Origin of the sequence: Paenibacillus sp. FSL R5-0473 (assembly GCF_038004565.1) — a bacterium.
GTDB classification, from domain to species: Bacteria; Bacillota; Bacilli; order Paenibacillales; family Paenibacillaceae; genus Paenibacillus; species Paenibacillus amylolyticus.
On sequence record NZ_JBBORL010000001.1, the window covers coordinates 3,990,663 to 4,009,463 of the forward strand.

General features: G+C 46.0%; 17 protein-coding genes. 7 read left to right on the forward strand and 10 right to left on the reverse strand.

Annotated elements, in window-relative coordinates; translation table 11 throughout:
* Positions 1-18: 18 nt before the first annotated feature.
* Positions 19-924 carry an ABC transporter permease gene (locus MKY28_RS17325; RefSeq protein ID WP_017689672.1) on the reverse strand — a complete coding sequence of 302 codons (906 nt, stop codon included), beginning with the start codon at positions 922-924 and terminating at the stop codon, positions 19-21.
* A 408-nt stretch (positions 925-1,332) separates the two neighbouring features.
* Here MKY28_RS17325 and MKY28_RS17330 point away from each other — a divergent pair, with 408 nt between their 5' ends.
* Positions 1,333-3,585 (forward strand): AraC family transcriptional regulator, encoded by a 2,253-nt coding sequence (locus MKY28_RS17330; protein ID WP_340936464.1) that lies wholly within the window; start codon positions 1,333-1,335, stop codon positions 3,583-3,585.
* A 135-nt stretch (positions 3,586-3,720) separates the two neighbouring features.
* On the opposite strand, the gene trmB is transcribed toward MKY28_RS17330, so the two are convergent.
* Entirely contained in the window at positions 3,721-4,476 is a 756-nt protein-coding gene (gene trmB / locus MKY28_RS17335; protein ID WP_076252463.1) for a tRNA (guanosine(46)-N7)-methyltransferase TrmB, read from the reverse strand.
* Positions 4,477-4,628: 152 nt separating this feature from the next.
* Positions 4,629-4,829, reverse strand: a complete 201-nt coding sequence (locus MKY28_RS17340; protein ID WP_036610190.1) for a hypothetical protein — start codon at positions 4,827-4,829, stop codon at positions 4,629-4,631.
* A gap of 318 nt (positions 4,830-5,147) precedes the next feature.
* Between MKY28_RS17340 and MKY28_RS17345 the strand changes: the two genes are divergently transcribed.
* The 4 genes from MKY28_RS17345 (at position 5,148) to MKY28_RS17360 (ending at position 8,875) form a co-directional block, all read left to right on the forward strand.
* Entirely contained in the window at positions 5,148-6,101 is a 954-nt protein-coding gene (locus MKY28_RS17345; RefSeq protein WP_036669734.1) for a TIGR01212 family radical SAM protein, read from the forward strand.
* The gene (locus MKY28_RS17350) at positions 6,102-6,686 is read left to right on the forward strand and encodes a class I SAM-dependent methyltransferase (protein WP_036610195.1); all 585 of its coding nucleotides are present in this window, start codon (positions 6,102-6,104) and stop codon (positions 6,684-6,686) included.
* Between the two features lie 189 nt (positions 6,687-6,875).
* Positions 6,876-7,853, forward strand: a complete 978-nt coding sequence (locus tag MKY28_RS17355; protein WP_047842239.1) for a type I phosphomannose isomerase catalytic subunit — start codon at positions 6,876-6,878, stop codon at positions 7,851-7,853.
* A gap of 41 nt (positions 7,854-7,894) precedes the next feature.
* On the forward strand, positions 7,895-8,875 hold the full coding sequence (locus tag MKY28_RS17360; RefSeq protein ID WP_253506954.1) for an alpha/beta fold hydrolase: 981 nt from the start codon (positions 7,895-7,897) through the stop codon (positions 8,873-8,875).
* 129 nt (positions 8,876-9,004) lie between these two features.
* On the opposite strand, the gene odhB is transcribed toward MKY28_RS17360, so the two are convergent.
* From odhB to MKY28_RS17390, 6 genes are all read right to left on the reverse strand, one after another.
* On the reverse strand, positions 9,005-10,276 hold the full coding sequence (odhB, locus tag MKY28_RS17365; RefSeq protein ID WP_091032882.1) for a 2-oxoglutarate dehydrogenase complex dihydrolipoyllysine-residue succinyltransferase: 1,272 nt from the start codon (positions 10,274-10,276) through the stop codon (positions 9,005-9,007).
* A gap of 5 nt (positions 10,277-10,281) precedes the next feature.
* Positions 10,282-13,155, reverse strand: a complete 2,874-nt coding sequence (locus tag MKY28_RS17370; RefSeq protein WP_047842236.1) for a 2-oxoglutarate dehydrogenase E1 component — start codon at positions 13,153-13,155, stop codon at positions 10,282-10,284.
* Between the two features lie 634 nt (positions 13,156-13,789).
* A complete protein-coding gene (locus MKY28_RS17375) occupies positions 13,790-14,224 on the reverse strand; it encodes an NUDIX domain-containing protein (RefSeq protein ID WP_076318297.1) in 435 nt (144 codons plus the stop codon).
* Positions 14,225-14,722, reverse strand: coding sequence for a GNAT family N-acetyltransferase (locus MKY28_RS17380; RefSeq protein WP_036610208.1), 498 nt, complete (start codon positions 14,720-14,722; stop codon positions 14,225-14,227).
* 359 nt (positions 14,723-15,081) lie between these two features.
* The gene (locus MKY28_RS17385) at positions 15,082-15,591 is read right to left on the reverse strand and encodes an 8-oxo-dGTP diphosphatase (protein WP_076318296.1); all 510 of its coding nucleotides are present in this window, start codon (positions 15,589-15,591) and stop codon (positions 15,082-15,084) included.
* A gap of 238 nt (positions 15,592-15,829) precedes the next feature.
* Complete coding sequence (locus MKY28_RS17390; RefSeq protein ID WP_036610214.1) at positions 15,830-16,618, reverse strand: DUF3891 family protein; 789 nt, start codon at positions 16,616-16,618, stop codon at positions 15,830-15,832.
* Between the two features lie 195 nt (positions 16,619-16,813).
* Between MKY28_RS17390 and coaA the strand changes: the two genes are divergently transcribed.
* Together coaA and MKY28_RS17400 are read left to right on the forward strand one after the other, a co-directional pair.
* Complete coding sequence (coaA, locus tag MKY28_RS17395) at positions 16,814-17,743, forward strand: type I pantothenate kinase (RefSeq protein WP_076318295.1); 930 nt, start codon at positions 16,814-16,816, stop codon at positions 17,741-17,743.
* A 64-nt stretch (positions 17,744-17,807) separates the two neighbouring features.
* Positions 17,808-18,170 carry a DUF423 domain-containing protein gene (locus tag MKY28_RS17400; RefSeq protein ID WP_036610220.1) on the forward strand — a complete coding sequence of 121 codons (363 nt, stop codon included), beginning with the start codon at positions 17,808-17,810 and terminating at the stop codon, positions 18,168-18,170.
* 68 nt (positions 18,171-18,238) lie between these two features.
* Here the strand turns inward: MKY28_RS17400 and MKY28_RS17405 are convergent, their stop codons facing one another.
* On the reverse strand, positions 18,239-18,790 hold the full coding sequence (locus MKY28_RS17405; RefSeq protein WP_340936465.1) for a histidine phosphatase family protein: 552 nt from the start codon (positions 18,788-18,790) through the stop codon (positions 18,239-18,241).
* Positions 18,791-18,801: the final 11 nt, after the last annotated feature.

The following is an 18,801-nucleotide window of genomic DNA, read 5'->3' on the forward strand; positions in this document are numbered from 1 at the left end:
TCCTGCCCTGCGGGCGTTCTAGAACAAGGCGTAGTCCTCATTTACTTTGCGGATAATATAGTTGACGGTCATGATCAAAATGAATCCAAACAAGGACTGATACAGACCAGCAGCCGTTGCCATCCCGATATCAAACGTTACTTTCAGTGAACGATACACATACGTATCAATAATATCTGTAGCGTTGTACAACACCCCGTTGTTGCCGATCAGTTGATAGAACAGGTCAAACTGCCCCTTCATAATGCTGCCGAGTGAGAACAACAACAGGATGACAAAGGTTGGCTTCAGCATCGGTACTGTAATGTACCAGATCCGCTGAAATATATTGGCCCCGTCGATTCGGGCAGCCTCATAATACTCATCACTGATACCCGTTATGGCGGCCAGATAGATGACCATGCTGTATCCAAGATTTTTCCATAGATAAAAGATGATGATCAGAAACACCCAGATCCAGGGTGTGTTATAAATGTCGACCGGGCCGGCCTCAAAACGTTTGAGCACCGTGTTCACAAAACCCGACTCGTAGTTAAACATGTTGTAAGCAATTACACTTAATAGTACAAATGAGATGAAATACGGCAAAAACATGACAGATTGCGTAATTTTTTTGAATAACCTGCCCCGGATCTCGCTAAGCATGATCGCACAGAAGATCGCCAGACCGTTTCCTAATATAATGAAGGCGAGATTGTAACCCACGGTATTGGTTGTGAGCTTCAGCAACATTCCGGATTGCCATAGGAACTTAAAGTTCTCCAGACCGACAAATGGACTACCGAATAATCCGCCTTCAAAATCATACCGGGTGAACGCATAATAGATGCCGACCATCGGAAAATACGAGTTAATCAGAAAAAAGATCAGCGTGGGCAACAGCATCAGAAACATGATTTTGTTTTTGTTCAATTCTTTGAGCATGGCTCGATCCCTCCCGAATTTCTTGCGGTGCTGCGTGGTGGAGCTCTCTTTTTATTGTAGATGCTCTCTTCACTCACGGATACTGAAGCTTCCCTTCAGAAAATGAACGATTCTGCGAAATGAACTATGAACAAAATGAACGAACCATGAAATGAACAGACATCCACACACATCCGTTCACAAATGTTGATATCGTGCATAGACTACACCTAGTGAACAATCCAGCGAAAGTTGAACTTTATGTAGAGAAAACAGGCAAAACAGCCTGTCCATCATTGATGTAAACGCATACATAATATATAATTCAAGTTACTCTTGTTCTTCTGCTCATCCAACTATGAAGCCTCACGTATGTATATGAAATTCTATGTGGTTCACCCAAAATAGGAGGTTTGAGGGGGAAACAGAATGCGTAAACGTTCAGAGGACAGTCAGAAGGTCTTCACACGGATTCTGATCGGCATTATTATTAGTACCGTCGCTACCTTACTTGTGGCTTCTTCTATTTTGTACGTCAACTATAATCGGATTGCTCTTCGTCAGGTTTATCGTACAGATATGAACAGTCTTACTCAAACCAGCCGTGAAGTGGCCAAAATGACCGAGACTGCAAAATCATTGTCATATCAGATTTATCAGGACTACACCATCTCTTCATTACTGCTCTATTCCAAACCGGATATCTATGAAATCACATCCGCGATGGAGCAGCTAGACAACTACCGTATGTCCCTTCCTTTTATTGAATCTATCTATGTATATAACTCCAAAAGCAATGAATTCTTTATCAGTTCCGACGTGCGCAATGGGCAGCAGTCCATCTCGGAGATCGACGATCAGGGGATTAAAAGTATCCTCCAGAACTTCCATGACTATAAACCTTTTGTTCCCATCCCGCGTACATATCAGGTCGGTTCTACTGAAGCGACAGAGGTTAACAGCTACACCTATCTCTGTTATGACACGATCAATGACAATTCCAAACTAAACTACGCTGTCATCGTTAATATCAAGGATAATTGGCTCAGTCCGAATATGAATGCTGTGGATCAACCAGGCAAGACCTTTATCGTAAATGAGAATGGAGACCTTTTATCTGACTTTGGCGACCGTGCATTGATGAAAAATCTCTCCAGCGAAGCTTTTATGAAGCCAATTATCCAGGATACGGGGCAATCAGCTTACTTTAGCGGGAAGGTCGACGGAGAAAAATCTCTCATCACCTATACCGCTCCCGATGATCTGGGTTGGCGTTATGTAAGAATAACACCTTATGATCTGATTACATCAGATATACGGAGTATGCGCACACATACCGTTCTGTTTTGTGTTGGACTTCTCTTCGCAGGCTTACTGCTCTCTTACCTTGTGTCCCGAAAACTATATCACCCTATTGATAAGGTACTTGTTCGTTTACGTGTGATGGAAGCAGAGCGACGTGGCAGTCTTCATTTGTTACGGCAGGATTTTCTACGAGGGGCCCTGCAAGGCCGCGAAACAGTAACTGGAGGTATGCTGGAAGAACGGATGAAGTTCTATGGTTCCTCCATTGATGTTCAGCGTGCATCCAGGCTGGTATTGCTGCGTATTGACCATTTTACCGAATTCTGCGAAACGTACCGTGATGAGACCCAGCTTGTAAAATACGCCATGATGAACATATGCACCGAGACAGCCGATCTCCACTACAATGCGGAAGCTGTGGACATGGGCGGTGATCTGATCACACTCATCTTCAATGAGAAAGCGGAAAGCCATGAACTTGAGCAAACTGCTCATAACCGGATTGAAGAGCTGCTACGTATGATGCAGGCAGCTGTAATGACCCATTTGAAATGCTCCATCTCCTGTACGATCGGCACGGAAGAAGATTCATTGGAAGACAGTATTGCATCCTACACCAGATCAGCCGAAGCCTCACTGCATCGTTTGTTCATGGGACCAGGCTGTCTGATCTATACCTCTGACATCATGGCTTATCACGCCAAGGAGTACGCATTCCCAGCAGGTAAGGAAAGACAGCTTGTTGATCATCTAATGACAGGTAAGACGCGAGAAGCAAAACAAGTCTATGCAGACATCGTCGGCGAGACAGCCGCATATCCATTTACCGTCTTCCAGCTAGCTTTATCCCATCTGACGATGACACTGAACCATGTACGAAATACCCTCAAGAAGAATAATCAACTCACGCTTGATTCAGTCTCGGATGGTCTAATGCTGCCTGTCAAAGACGCGGAAGACATCAGTGAAGTACATGAACACTTCTATCGGATGTTTGATGAGCTTGGTTCCAAAGTCGAGGAGAAACGTACACTGAAGCACGAAGAGTTAATTCGTAAAATCAATGGCATTATTGAGCGGGACTATGCGGACCCCAATCTATGTCTAACTTCTATCGCAGATGAGTTGGGCATGTCGCCCATCTATGTAAGCAGGCTCTACAAACAGCTCACCCTGAAAGGGCTCACGGACGTGATTAACGAGACCCGAATAGCCAAGGCCCAGCATCTGCTGGTGGAGACGGAGAACTCCGTTGCCGACATTGCCGAGAGAACCGGATTCACCAACAGTTCATACTTCTATCGCATGTTCAAAAAGTTCAATGGTGTTACACCAAACGATTATCGCCGCAAAGAATTTCATTCAGAGAACTTTTGAAATCATACCATACCAGACTTGAGTTTATGGAGCATTGCACATGGATTGTTAATGCAAAAAAAAGAGCGACCTATGAGAATGAATCATTCACCTCATGTGTCGCTCTTCTTTAATGAGTTTAAGTTAGATTTCGATTTATTCCTGTTCCTGATCTTCGCCAGACTCATCCGAAGCTTCACGAACTTTATACTTGTCCAGACGTGTCTGCTGATACTCACGCAGGGCCTCTTCACCCACAATCACTTCAACCCGGTGAATGTTCATACCTTTACCCATGAATTTCTGCTCGTACTCCGTCATCACATGTTCTTCATTCAAACCATCACGATGCAGATTCAAAGAAATATTGGTCATTTGCAGGCCGAAGTCGGCAATGGCGTTGAGTGAGAAATCAAACAGCGTCTCCGAATCGGTTTTGAAATGAATCTGACCTTTGGGATTAAGCAATTCCGTGTATTTCTTCAGGAAGCGCGGGTGCGTCAACCGACGACGTGCATGCTTTGCTTTTGGCCAAGGATCACTGAAGTTCAAATAAATGCGCTCCAGTTCTTCCGGTTCAAAAACTTCTTCGATCTGTTCGATATTTGCCAGCGCAAGCTTCAGGTTAGGGGGTGTCTCCACATCAGCCTGACTCCACGCATTACGAGCTTTCTCACTGGCACGACGCACCAGTTCATCATACATATCAATACCGATGAAATTAAATTCCGGATATTTATAACTCATTTGACTGATAAATTGACCTTTACCCATACCAAATTCCACGAAGATCGGATGGTCATTGCCAAACAGTTCAGACCATTTTCCTTTATGTTGCTTGGGGTCCAGTACAACAAGATCAACTTGTTGCTCCAGATTTTCTCTTATCCCTTTTCTGCCACGTAAACGCATTTTATTCCTCCGTTTGTCCCATACTTGTCTCAGACTTATTTTGCCGAAGAACTGGCAAATTGTAAAGAGCAATGAAAAGGGAATCTTCGGATCTGCCACTTTGGGCAAATCTCAAAGATTCCCTCTTCGATTTATTTGGAATTGGGGTCCAACTACTTTAGTAGTTCATAGTCTACCTTATCTTGGTGTGAAAAATCAAATGTCTTTTCGAAAGCATCGCGAACTTTTTGTCTTGCAGCCGCTTTCACTTTCGGATTTCCATTAAAACGAACACCTGTTAAAGCCAGTGCTTCTTCTGCCGTCAATTCAACAGACACATGATTCAACTCATTGTTTTTAACTTGGGAATTCATTCATATCACCTCACGGTATAGTATGGTCCATGACGTCAACGTTGATTCAAATGCTATGATGAATAATACCCATTAGATGGTGTCTGACGCTGATTTAAATATAACATAAGGTGTAAACTATAGCAAGGAGAAAACCTTGATTTTACGGCCTATTTTTGCGTTTCGATTCCCTTTTTTTTTAGTTTTTTGATACAATGATAAAAGTTCATGAAGACACCTATAATCGCTATCCATCGTCTATGACGGAAATCGCATAGCGCTTCTTCTTTTGTTCACGTATGATTACGGTAATTCGACAGCCAAAGGAGTACCCTGAAGATGAATGCACCTGCATTACAGTCCCCTCTCCTGTGGGGAGATAAACGATTCCATACCTGGAATTATGAGATGCGAGATCAATTTAACAATAAGGTTTTCAAAGTGATGCTGGATGCTGGATTCACCTGTCCCAACCGCGACGGTTCCATTGCCAAAGGTGGTTGCACATTCTGCAGTGCGCGTGGATCAGGCGATTTTGCTGGCAGCAGACGTGAAGATCTGGTCACCCAATTCAATACAATTCGAGATAAACAGCACCTCAAGTGGCCTAAAGCCCATTATATTGGCTACTTCCAAGCCTATACGAATACGTATGCTCCGGTTGAGGAGCTGCGCGAATATTTTGAAGAAATTCTTGAGCAACCCGGTGTTGTTGGTTTGTCCATCGCCACTCGCCCGGACTGTTTGCCAGATGACGTTGTTGATTATTTGGCTGAACTGAACGAGCGCACCTACCTGTGGGTTGAGATGGGGCTTCAAACCATCCATGATTCCACATCAACATTGATTAATCGCGCGCACGACACGAAGTGTTATGAAGAAGCGGTTGAGAAACTGCGCAAACGGAATATACGTGTGTGCACACATATCATATATGGTCTGCCTCAAGAGACACATGAGATGATGCTGGACACTGGACGGGCAGTTGCCAATATGGATGTACAGGGAATCAAGATTCACCTGCTACATCTGATGCGCAAAACACCAATGGTGAAGCAATACGAAGCTGGTCTTTTACGTTTTCTGGATCAGGACGAGTATATCAAGCTGATCGTAGATACACTGGAGATGCTTCCACCGGAAATGATCGTACACCGTCTTACAGGCGACGCACCACGTGATCTGTTGATTGGACCGATGTGGTCCATGAACAAATGGGAAGTGTTAAACTCCATTGATCGTGAGCTGCGAGAGCGGGATTCATGGCAAGGTAAGTATTGGAGGCGAGCATAGATGGGCTTTCTTTCGGTTCTCAGCTGTGCGCATCAGTGGATTGCTTCCCGTCTGCAGCCAGGTGATCTGGCGATAGATGCAACGGTGGGTACAGGAGCAGACACACTATTTTTGGCACAACAAGTAGGCCGGCGTGGTCAAGTCATTGGATTCGATATTCAAAGTGAAGCCCTCACGCTGGCACAGGCCCGGATTCGAAAACAAAATGATGAAGCCAAGCTTGGCTCCATCTCCATGCTTCAACTAAGCCATGATCGAATGGCAGAAGCAGTTCCTGAGTCATGGCTTGGTACGGTTGGTGCAGTTATGTTCAATCTGGGGTACCTGCCTTCAGAAAGTGCAGATTCCTCCATCATCACCGAGACTGACAGCACGATCGCTGCACTCGAGGCTGCACTCGCTTTATTACGTCCTCGCGGAATTATTACGGTTGTGCTCTACCCCGGTCATGACGGAGGGGCACAGGAAGCAGAAGCTGTATTGGACTGGTCCTCTGCGCTTCCGGTGGAACAGGCACAGGTTGTGATCTATCGCCAATTGCAGCGAGAAACTTCTCCTTTTCTGATCGGAATCGAGAAAAAATAATTTCCTTTGTTCACCAAATACAATAAACTAGACACAATCGCAAGGCGAGCTATTAACGGCTTTTTCTTACTGCGATCTGTGTTCTACATCTACATATGCAAACGTATTCACTTGTTTGCTCATGGCGACTACATGCCCATGACTGATTAAAGCGATCCACCATTTCATATACTAGAGGAGAGATTACTGATGTCTACGCCATACCCATTACAATTCCAACCTGAGTTCAAAGAACGTGTGTGGGGCGGTCGTGCGCTGGAGCAATTCGGCCTTACGCCCCCTGAAGGACATATCGGAGAAGGATGGATGATTGCAGATCATCCCAACGGTACAACCAAGGTATTAAATGGAGCACTGGCTGGCAAGGGTCTGGATGAAGTTCGTGAACAACTGGGCACCGAATGGCTTGGAACCAAAGGTGTCTCTGAAAAAGGCGGCCGTTTCCCCCTTTTGATTAAGCTGCTTGACTGCAACGATGACCTGTCCGTTCAGGTTCATCCAACTGACGAGTATGAGGCACTTCCTCCTGGCGAGCTTGGCAAAACAGAAATGTGGTATGTACTCGACGCAAAACCGGGCGCACACATCATCTATGGCTTGAACGAAGGCGTTGATCGGGCAACATTAAAAGAAGCATTGGAAAACGGCACGGTGATGGATACACTTCGTCAGGTACCTGTAGAGGCCGGCGATACGTTCTTTATCCCTGCGGGAACAGTGCATGCGCTCTGTGCAGGTGTCGTTGTCGCTGAAATTCAGCAAAACTCGGATACGACGTACCGGATATACGATTACAATCGTCCAGGGCTGGATGGCAAACCACGTGAGTTGCATGTTGAAGACTCATTAAATGTCACCGCCTATGAGGGCGCAGGTGCCTCAACGATGAAAACAAATAACGCTACTCCTGGTGAATGGCTCAAGCTTGCGGAATGCCCTTATTTTGTAGTTGAAAAAGGTATTGTGAATAAACGTTGGGAACTCTCCACCAATCCTGACAGCTTCACGATTCTCGTTGTCTGTGAAGGAGAAGGAACTTTGGAGTGGGCACATGCTGAATCAGACAGCATTGAATTGAAAGCTGGACAATGTTATCTCTTGCCAGCCAATCTGGGTTCTTATACATTGAACGGGAATACCACTGTTCTTCGCTCTTATCTGCCCTAAATCAAGCTTATATGTAACCTGTGAAGGAGGAATTACACGAGATGCAGGAATCTACCTTTGCCTTGGTCGCTAGTGAAGGTACCCGTATTCATGTGTACCGCTGGCTTCCCGATCCGGATTGTAACGTTAAAGGTGTCGTGCAAATTGCACACGGCATGGGCGAAACGGCAGCCCGATACGCCGAATTTGCCGACATCCTTACCCAAAATGGCTATGCGGTTTATGCCAATGACCATCGGGGTCATGGCAAAACTGTGGAGAATGCCAAGTTGCTTGGTAATGCTGGTATCGATGCCTTCCGCTGGATGGCGAGTGATATGATCAATCTGGGCGAAGTAGCCGCCAAAGAGAATCCTGGGGTGCCCCTGTTTCTAATGGGACATAGCATGGGCTCATTCTTGGTACAACATCTCATGTACGCTGGTCATGAGCAGTACCATGCCTTTATTTTATCCGGGACAAACGGCAGACGTGGTCTGCTCCGGTTTGGAGAGAAGTTGGCCTTCTTGCAGTGCGGCATTCAGGGGGCTACCCACCCCAGCATGCTACTCAACGCGATTGTATTTGGTGGATTTAACCGCTCTTTCCGCCCTGCAACGACACCGTTTGATTGGTTGTCCCGGGACTCACAAGAGGTTCAACGATTCATTGATGACCCCCTGTGCGGAGCAGTCTGTACAGCAGGCTTTTTCCGCGACTTCTTCAAATTGCTGCTTGAAGTCCATCTTCCACACAATATGGAGCGCATACCCAAACACAAACCCGTATACCTGTTCTCAGGTGAGAAGGACCCTGTCGGACTTCATGGCAAAGGCGTTCTTAATCTGGTCTCGCAGTATAAGAAACTTCAACTGGAGAATATTGAGTATCGCCTTTATCCGGATGGACGCCATGAAATGCTGCATGAGATTAACCGAACAGAAGTGGCCCAGCACGTTGTGAACTGGCTAAAGCGGAATACCCCTGACTCGAATACACCCCCTAGTCCGTTGAACCTGACTGAGACGGCTGACTCTATATAATAGAGTCGGAGACAACATACCAAGAGCCAAAAGAAACCCCTGAATCGGATGTACAGCTCACGCTGCGCTCCAGTTCAGGGGTTTTCTTGTTAAGCGATATGAATAATAGCTATAATCAAACGTTATGGATTAACCTTCAATTAACAGGGATTCCGGGTCTTCAAGCAGTTCTTTCACGGTCACGAGGAAACGAACAGCTTCACTACCGTCGATAATCCGATGATCGTAGGACAACGCGATGTACATCATTGGACGGTTTTCCATCCGCTCTGCATCAATCGCCACTGGACGAAGCTGGATCTTATGCATCCCCAAAATACCCACTTGAGGTGTATTCAGAATTGGCGTAGACAACAAGGAACCAAATGTTCCACCATTGGTGATGGTAAACGTTCCACCTTGCAGATCAGATAACGCCAGCGTGTTGGAACGAGCTTTGGATGCCAGGTCCGCAATGCTCTTCTCGATCTCGGCAAAGCCCAGACGATCGGCATCACGCACAACCGGTACAACCAGTCCTTCCTTCGCAGATACGGCGATGCCGATATCATAATACTTTTTGAGTACAACATCTTCGCCATCAATCTCTGCGTTAATTGTAGGGAACTTTTTCAGAGCCCCCACAACCGCTTTAGTGAAGAAGGACATGAAGCCCAGGTTAATCTCATGTTTCTCTTTGAACTTGTCCTTACGGCGTTTACGTACATCCATGATCGCAGTCATATCAACTTCATTAAACGTAGTCAACATGGCTGCTGTCTGCTGAGCCTCTACCAGACGTTTCGCAATGGTTGCACGACGGCGAGACATCCGCTGACGCTCCACTGGTTTGGTATAGGTAGAACTTCCAGCTGCCGGAGCACTTGGTGCTGCTGGAGCTTTACTCGCAGGTGGAGCAGCAGGAGCAGGCGCCTGATTGTTATGGCTCTTCACATCATCCTGGTATACCCGTCCAATCGGATCTTTGCTCTGAACCTGATCCAGTTCGATACCACGTTCACGTGCAAGCTTACGGGCAGACGGTGAAGCCGTCTTAGCACTATCGGATGACTCCGGTGCTGCCGCAACAGGTGCTGGTGGTGGTGTTGGAGCTTCAGGTGCAGGAGTAACGGCCTTTTTCTCCTCAGCTGCTGGTTCGGAAGCGGGGGCACCGCTTCCTCCTCCAGAACCAGCTGAGAGTGTACCGATCGTTTCACCGATTTCGACCGTCTCTCCTTCCTGACGAATGATCTTCTCCAGCACGCCACTTTCTTCTGCGCTGATCTCAATATTTACTTTATCCGTTTCCAGTTCAAGAAGTACATCACCCTGATTAACGGTATCCCCTTCTTTAACCATCCATCTGGATACAGTTCCCTCAGTTATTGACTCACCCATTGCAGGTACTTTAATTTCACTCACAGCTGTTACCTCCCCAGTGGAATATTATTCTTCGTCGTTTGTTTCAACGCAGATGTAATAATCTGTTGCTGTTCCATACTATGCACAAGCTGATAACCGCTGGAAGGACTTGCGTGTTCCGGGCGACCTTCGTATCTAACGGTTGTGCCTTCAGGGGCAACTTCACGAAGACGAGGCTCCATGTATGTCCAGGCACCCATGTTTTTGTTTTCTTCCTGTACCCATACCAGTTCTTTTACATTGCTGAAACGTGCGAGTATGCGTTTAATCTCTTCTGCCGGGAACGGATATAGCTGTTCCACTCGAATGATGTGAAGCCATGACCAATCAGCTTTATCTTTTTCAAAAGCATCTTCCAAGTCAATGGCAATCTTGCCACTGCACAAAATAATGCGCTCTACGCGATCCGGCTGTGTACCCAGTCCGGCTTGCTCCAGCACAAGCTCAAACTTGCCTTCACTGAATTCGACTGCCGGTGAAGCAACACGCGGATTCCGAATGAGACTTTTCGGTGACATCATCACAAGTGGACGAGCATCTTCCGTTTCAGTCAAGGAAGCTTGACGACGCAACAAGTGGAAGTACTGAGAAGCACTCGACAAGTTGGCAACCGTCATGTTGTCTTCTGCACAAAGCTGCAGGAAGCGTTCAAGACGAGCACTTGTATGCTCAGGTCCCTGACCCTCATTCGCATGTGGAAGCAACATGACCAGACTGGATTTCTGAGACCACTTGGCACGACCCGCTGATACAAACTGATCAAAGATAACCTGTGCACAGTTGGCAAAGTCACCGAATTGAGCTTCCCAGATGACCAGTGTATCGGGTGAATATACGTTATATCCGTATTCGAATCCAACAACGGATTCTTCAGACAACGGACTGTTATAGATTGCAAAGGATGCTCTTGCCTGTGGCAAGTGATGTAATGGGCAGAACTTTGCTCCATTCTCCGAATCATGCAACACCAGATTCCGATGAGCGAATGTAGCACGCTCGGCATCCTGTCCACTAATCCGAATTGGCTTGCCATCTGCCAGAATGGTTGCAAATGCGAGTGTCTCCGCAAGGCTCCAATCCACTTTTTCCCCTTCGTTCAGGGAAGTGCTCCGGCGTTGCAAAATTCGCTGTAACTTCGGATACACATTGAAGTTCTCAGGCCATTTCAGCAGATCGGCATTAATGCTGCGAAGATTCTCCAGCGGTACCGCAGTCGGAGTAATCGTAACAGCCTCCGGCTCACTGATTTTCCGCTGATAATATTCATGCACTTCATTTTTCTTCATCTGGTCATAAGCTTCTTTTAATTTGTTCGTTACTCCATCGCGAATGCTCGTAATGGATGCATCATCGATAATCGATTCCTCTTTCAACTGATCCTGATACAAGTGGCTTACCGTTGGATGGTTTTTCACCTTGTCATAAACGATAGGTTGAGTTGTTTCGGGATCATCGGTTTCGTTATGGCCGTAGCGACGATAACCGATCAAGTCGATCAGGAAATCCTTTTTGAAGCGATTGCGATACTCGGCTGCCATACGAATGGCTGCAATACAAGCATCCGGATTGTCCGCATTCACGTGTACAATCGGAATTTCGTACCCTTTAGCAAGGTCACTTGCGTAGTACGTTGAACGGGAATCACTGCTATCTGTAGTGAAACCCAGACGATTGTTGACGATAATATGGATGGTTCCGCCATTCTGATATCCTGGCAGAGCTTTGAAGTTAAGCGTCTCTGCAACGATCCCCTCTCCAGGGAATGCTGCATCACCGTGCATCAAAATGGTAGCTGCCTTCGTCACGTCCTGCTTCGGATACCCAGGGTCACGACGGTCATCCTGAGCCGCACGAGCAAACCCTTGTACAACCGGATTAACGTATTCCAGATGGCTCGGGTTATTCGCCAGAGTAAGGCGTGCCTGTACAGTTTCCCCGTCTTTCACAAAACGGTTGGCACCCATATGATATTTGACATCCCCCGTCCAACCGTAGTTGATCCCAGTCGAACCTTCCGATGGAACCAAATCTTTGTTCGGAGCATGATGAAATTCAGAGAAAATCTTGCTGTACGGTTTGCCCAAAACATGAGCCAGTACATTTAACCGTCCACGGTGGGCCATACCCATCAGAATGTGGCTTGATCCGGCTTCTGCCATGATGCGAACAGCTTCATCCAGCATCGGCACAAGCACATCGTTACCTTCGATGGAGAAACGTTTCTGCCCAACAAATGTTTTGTGAAGATAATCTTCAAATTGCTCGACTTCAACCAAACGTTCCAGCAAAGCCTTACGTTCTTTCGGCGTAAGTGGAGCCGGTGATGTCCGAGATTCCGCACGACGATTCAGCCACTCACGCTCTTGAACTTCGTGCACATGACTGAATTCGTAGGCCATGGGTCCAGTGTATATCTGACGCAAACGTTGGATTGCATCCCATCCGGTTGCTGTCTGCCCATCTGCACCTTCCCAGATCAGGGAAGCAGGCAAAGCTTTCAGATCTTCTTCGTTTAATTCAAAATGCTGAGGTTCCAGCAAAGATGTGTCTGTATCTTCACTGATTCCAAGCGGATCTATATCTGCAGCAAGATGACCATAGGTGCGGATGTTCCATACCAGTTTACCCGCTGTAACCGCTTTCTGTAATAGTTGAATGTCTACGCTTCCGGAAGCCGATTGGGCGTTGCCGGAATTCAAGGTTGTGCGTGCATCCCTGCCAGACATCGGCGGTGCACCCCATTGTTCAAATAGTTCACGATAAGCCGGTGTAACCGAACCAGGGTCTTGAGTGAATAATTCATATTGTTCCTGTACGTATCCCATATTGGGGCCATAGTAACTTTCCCAGGGCTTCTTGTTGCCTTCCACGATCGTCATCGACGTTCCCTCCGTCTTGATTTAGTCATAAGTTTTTGACGGAAATCATTGACTAAGCCGTAATTTGCGTTCGTTCAACATTTTAAGCGAAATTTTTCATGAAGTCCAATAATCGTGCTGTTGGTGGTAGTAACGTTAGTCCGACGCTCCCGTCAAGGTTTGTCTGCGTTTTCAAAATCAAAGTAAAACAATGATTGTATATACCGTCGCACAGATGTCGAATACTGTCCTGATCCGTTCGAAGGTTACACTTTCTCCACTTCTTCAAGTGAAGTCCATGTTCTACTATCTATTCTATAAACTTTTACGCTCAGGAGCATTTCCTATTTTTAGTTCAATTGATGCATAAATTAGATGAATCGAATAAATCGATCAATTTGGGTAGAACAACGAACACTTAATTACAACAAAATAGGCATACGATCTCCCATTTTACCTCCTTAATTGAATTGTGGTCCATTATGTGCAAAAACAAACCGTCAAGTTAAACATTAACCATTTGACGTCACATTCAACAAATAATTGGGGTTTTCTTCAGGAGACCCACAGCAAAAAGCTGGCCCAGACATAAATTATCCGAGCAGCTTCTTTGGATTCATCAAATTTAAGTTAACAATAAAGTTGAGGATGCACATCAAGATGTACTTTTGCTAATCATATACTCTGCAAACGGCGTTAGGGAAAGATCTCTAACTTGCTCCAGTGTAAACCAGTCCCCGCCCAACGAATCTTCACCATCGGGTTCTTTTTTGATATGATCCGGCTGACTGGCTGCGGTCAAAACAACATCATACAACATCCCGATATGGTGCAACTCTTCCGGCTCACCTTGATACACCCATTCCAGTACCGTAGACTCCGCAGAACGAATCATCACTTGTAGATGGGTCAGGCCCGTCTCCTCTTCAATCTCACGATGAAGAGCAGTCTCTGGCTGCTCGCCAAATTCCAGCCTTCCGCCTGGTAAATCCCATTGCCCCTGATATGCTCCGCGAGCCTTATGAATCAACAGGAATTGGCCCTCCCAAGCTACCAAGCCATATACCCCAATATGTGTATGCCGATTCACTTAAGGACTCTTCCTTTCGTTTTCATCCTCTGTAACAGCATCCAGATCTATGGCCATACGGATCATATCCACACAGCGGATACCATCCTCAATAATCTCTTCCTCATAATGCCTCACAAAGAAGTCACGATCAACCCCGATAATGCGGAAACCGCAACGTTGGTATAACTTCAATTGATGAAAGCTGGAGTTGCCCGTCCCAATCTCGAGAATTCGGCATCCCAATCTACGTGCAGCTTCCATCGCTTCCTTAATCATGTGTTTGCCTACACCTTGTCCCTGCAGTTCTTCCTGTACGGCAATATTAACAATCTCCGCAGTCTCTGGACGAGTCTTCAACAATACGAACTCCCCAACCATCTCTCCTTCATACTCGGCAATAAAACAAACACCCCGACTCAGGTATTCATCCACAATTGCTTTTGAAGGATCAGCCATCAACAAAAGTTCGTAGGGTCTCTCTTCTTCCCAGTCCAAAATCCGGAACGACAATTTCATGCCAATCTCCACCTTTTCATCGTACAATATTCATTTACGTTCTGTTTGCAGAAGCCTATGTATGGCAAATCTACAAATATATCATTCTTCATTTCAACAAACTAGTTTACTCAATCTATTAATCACACACTATTACCCACAGACTAGTCATCTCCTATAAAAATAGTAAACTTCATTATATCATAATATTTGGATATAAATATATAGATATGGATGATACATTTTGAGGCATTATTTTTATCCTAACCCAAGCTTAAATGCTCATGAATTAATTTCCATTCCCCATCAAGCGTCGCCGCACTGTATCCTTGCAGGGCATGCTGGTATCCCATGATTTTTCCTCCTTCTGACGGTTTAACTTATCGGGTCACACTCTGTTCAAGTACGGAATCGCTATACACCATAAATGTCTCTTGCAACGTACGGCCGGATGACTTCTCCCAGATCACACTCCGCTCAAAAGTGCCTTTTTGGAAAAAACGTGGGAAACGTTCAGCGAACCAATCCTGCATAGGCAGCTCAAAAACCCGCTTCATAGGCACCCATAACAGTTCGCCTTCGGGCGGATCTTGCAATAACTGACCCTCGAATGAAGTCGCCAAATAGTTAAATACCATGTACCGCAATCCTTGTTCGGGATCACAAAACTCATCAAGACCTTTATACGTAATCTCATTAACTACTAGCCCCGTCTCCTCCAGAACCTCCCGCACGGCACCATCCACGATACTCTCCGGAAAATCTACCTTTCCCCCAGGAGCGATGTATCCCGGAAATCCTTTGCGGTCCGGCCGATTCATTAACAACACCTGATCATTCATTTTGTCCCATACCATACACATCGTTAATATTTCTATTCTAGTATCCATATTCGTCCTCCTGCTAACGCGCGCTTCTCTGCTGTACACTAACATTTCTGGGAATAACATGTGTTTTCCTTCTTTATTCCCACTCTGATTCATTCGTATTTTCACCGGTCTCACACTATAGTCTATGATGATATATATGCATACGAAAGGCGGACGCCCTGTACACCTGTACATCAGAAGCCCGCCTGTTTTGTTATATTCTATGCTGCTATTTCCTCAAGCCTGGAGTTTCCAGTTCTCAGTTCAATTCCGTAATCAACACCCGGCGTTCCTTCCATTCAGCCCGGCGATAAGCCTGTTGCATACCAAATTTGCGGATACTTGCCTTTGGTACCGATTTATATGGTAAAACGATCGTAAAGTCCTCATCAAACGGGAAAAAAGACAGGCCTACTTTTTCATTGGATAACCACTCTGCCTGAATCGGTTGTCTGGAACAGGCATCAAATGTACAACTGAGTCCTTCTGCAAAAAAATCATAACGCGCAGCAGGTGTTCCAGGTTCCTCCATACAGAGAAACAGACTGAGCTGATCACAGAAAAGCATGATCTCCACATCACTTTGCAGCCTCTGTTTCAGTGCTTCAGCATCACCACCAAGCTGTTTCTCCCAATCCAGCTGACGTTCGTGTTCTTGTTGCAGATAATCTCGGATGTCATCATCATCCTGAGCATTGGCCCCCAGATTTTTCTGAAATAGCTCCGTGTACATCAAGCTACACAATAATCCGGCGTAGAGGTTTTTCTGACGAACTTCTTCAATCCCTTTATGGTAGAATACAAAACGCGGACGCAATGGAAAGTCACGAAACGAATACGGCGATTGACTGTAATCATTCCAGAACGGAGACGAATCCAGTTCAATCCAGCCACGGTCATGTTCCTTGGCCGCTAGAATCAATTCATCCCGATGCGCAGCATCGGATAATAATTCATTTTTCCAGTGGGAAGCCATCTCTCCGGCTACTAATCCATGCTCATGCTGTGCGGTCAAAACAAAATCATGCTCTCTCTCATATACGATCATGTGCTGTCACCCTTCCGCATGGTATACGTTGACTTTAACATAAATTGGGTTAAACTTTCCTAGTAAGTTGTTTTTCGCTCCATTTTGACGAAAGGCATTATGAAAGGCACAATGTAAAGGTGTTGTCAGTTTCCTGAAATTTGATACACTAAAGATTGTGTCCACAATTATATTACATACAGAAAGCGGGATCTCATGAATTTATACTCTCCTTACATCGAGTTTAACCGCAAGGAATGGGCTGAACTTAAAGAACATCAGACCACTCTTCCACTGACGGAAGCCGAATTAGAACAGTTAAAGGGATTGAATGAAGAGGTATCGATTCAAGAAGTCGAAGATATATATTTGCCTCTTACCCACTTTATTAACCTATATGCAAGAGTTTCACGAGAGCTGAATCAACTGACGGCCTCCTTTATGAAAAAAGAAGCCCTCCCCACTCCCTACATCATTGGAATCGGGGGGAGTGTTGCCGTGGGCAAAAGTACAGCGGCCCGCTTACTACAGGCACTGCTCGCCAGAGGTAAGAATAGCCCGAAGGTTGACCTTGTCACAACCGACGGTTTCTTATATCCCAATGCGGTGCTGCAAGAGAAGGGCATCATGAACCGCAAGGGATTCCCGGAAAGTTATGATATCAAATCCCTGATTCAGTTCATGGGTGATGTGAAATCTGGCAAACCCGAAGTGAAAGCACCCGTCTACTCTCACCTCGCCTACGATGTCATTCAAGGAGAAGAGAAGCAGATCTGTCAACCGGATATTCTCATTATTGAAGGTATCAATGTACTTCAGATCAAAAAGGAAACGCCTTTGCTGGTTAGTGATTTCTTCGATTTTTCCATCTACATTGATGCGGAAGAAGAGCATATACGACACTGGTACGTTGAGCGTTTTAAGCTACTCCGCAATACAGCGTTCCAGAACACGGATTCCTTTTTCCATCAACGATTCGCCAATATCGATGAAGAAGAAACCGTGCGTACGGCCAACCAGATCTGGCAAGATATCAATGCCAAAAACCTGCATGAAAACATTTTGCCAACCAAAGGACGTGCCAGACTGATTCTGAAAAAGGAAGCCGATCACTCCATTGGGCAGATTCAATTGCGCAAACTGTAGACAACACTCGTGCAGTACACTTTGATGTTATATCTAATTACCCTTAAAAGGAGAGAAAAACACATTGCAAACCCTGATTATACTCGGCAGTATTATGATGTTCCTGGCTGTTGCATTGGGTGCTTTTGGCGCACACGCGCTCAAGCGCAAACTATCGGCTGACATGATCAAAATCTATGAAACCGGTGTTCAATATCACCTCATCCACGGACTGGGCATCATCCTGATCGGACTGCTGGCAGACCGTCTTGAATCCTCTTCACTCGTCATGCTTGCCGGATGGCTGATGTTCGCCGGGATTATCCTGTTCTCTGGCAGCCTGTACGTTTTAAGTGTGACGGGTGTTCGCAAATTGGGAGCCGTTACCCCACTTGGCGGAGTCGCATTTTTGGCTGGATGGGTTATGATCATGATTGCTGCATTGTAGTATGCCCCGTGGATAAACGAAAAGAGTGTTCTGGCTGATATAATATCGCTGGAGCACTCTTTTGCTGTTTAATCTGTCCAGATTCTTCGAATGGTGGACAGCCCTGCATCCGGTCGTTGTCTCTCCAGCACATACACATCCGGGTTAGACAGTTTGGTCCACTCTTCATAACCAAAGGATGGTTCATACTCACGAATAAGCAGTGATAACAAGTTCCCATGTGTAACCACGGCCCCGTGCTGTTCCGGTCTGCTCCACAACTCTTCCAGTAGTGCCAGCCCCCTTGCAGCCGCGTTTCTCGAAGATTCCCCGCCTTCTTCCACCCAATCCACATCATCGTATGTACGTTTCAGTACATCCATCCAGTTTGGCAGATCAAGAGAGCTAAGTATCCTCTCCTGGAGACGTTCATCCGTATGTATATGTTGCAGCGTTGCTATGCCCAGGGGCATAGCGGTCTGAACGGCCCTTTTCCATGGACTGGAGACAATATACGTTATGGAATGATGAGCCAGGATATCTGCAAGTTTTTCGGCCTGCCTGATCCCTTCATCTGTAAGCTCTGCATGGGGTTCCTGCCCTGTGGCCTTGGCGTGACGGATAAGATAAATGGACTGCATAGCTATCACCT

Coding starts and splice junctions, on each gene's coding strand:
- MKY28_RS17390 (WP_036610214.1), bottom strand. CDS start 16,618: ATGATCGTATATGAGAGAGAGCATGATTTTGTTTTGACCGCACAGCAT.
- MKY28_RS17350 (WP_036610195.1), top strand. CDS start 6,102: ATGGGCTTTCTTTCGGTTCTCAGCTGTGCGCATCAGTGGATTGCTTCC.
- trmB (WP_076252463.1), bottom strand. CDS start 4,476: ATGCGTTTACGTGGCAGAAAAGGGATAAGAGAAAATCTGGAGCAACAA.
- MKY28_RS17385 (WP_076318296.1), bottom strand. CDS start 15,591: ATGGATACTAGAATAGAAATATTAACGATGTGTATGGTATGGGACAAA.
- MKY28_RS17325 (WP_017689672.1), bottom strand. CDS start 924: ATGCTCAAAGAATTGAACAAAAACAAAATCATGTTTCTGATGCTGTTG.
- MKY28_RS17330 (WP_340936464.1), top strand. CDS start 1,333: ATGCGTAAACGTTCAGAGGACAGTCAGAAGGTCTTCACACGGATTCTG.
- MKY28_RS17405 (WP_340936465.1), bottom strand. CDS start 18,790: ATGCAGTCCATTTATCTTATCCGTCACGCCAAGGCCACAGGGCAGGAA.
- MKY28_RS17380 (WP_036610208.1), bottom strand. CDS start 14,722: ATGAAATTGTCGTTCCGGATTTTGGACTGGGAAGAAGAGAGACCCTAC.
- MKY28_RS17360 (WP_253506954.1), top strand. CDS start 7,895: ATGCAGGAATCTACCTTTGCCTTGGTCGCTAGTGAAGGTACCCGTATT.
- coaA (WP_076318295.1), top strand. CDS start 16,814: ATGAATTTATACTCTCCTTACATCGAGTTTAACCGCAAGGAATGGGCT.
- MKY28_RS17345 (WP_036669734.1), top strand. CDS start 5,148: ATGAATGCACCTGCATTACAGTCCCCTCTCCTGTGGGGAGATAAACGA.
- MKY28_RS17340 (WP_036610190.1), bottom strand. CDS start 4,829: ATGAATTCCCAAGTTAAAAACAATGAGTTGAATCATGTGTCTGTTGAA.
- MKY28_RS17355 (WP_047842239.1), top strand. CDS start 6,876: ATGTCTACGCCATACCCATTACAATTCCAACCTGAGTTCAAAGAACGT.
- MKY28_RS17370 (WP_047842236.1), bottom strand. CDS start 13,155: ATGACGATCGTGGAAGGCAACAAGAAGCCCTGGGAAAGTTACTATGGC.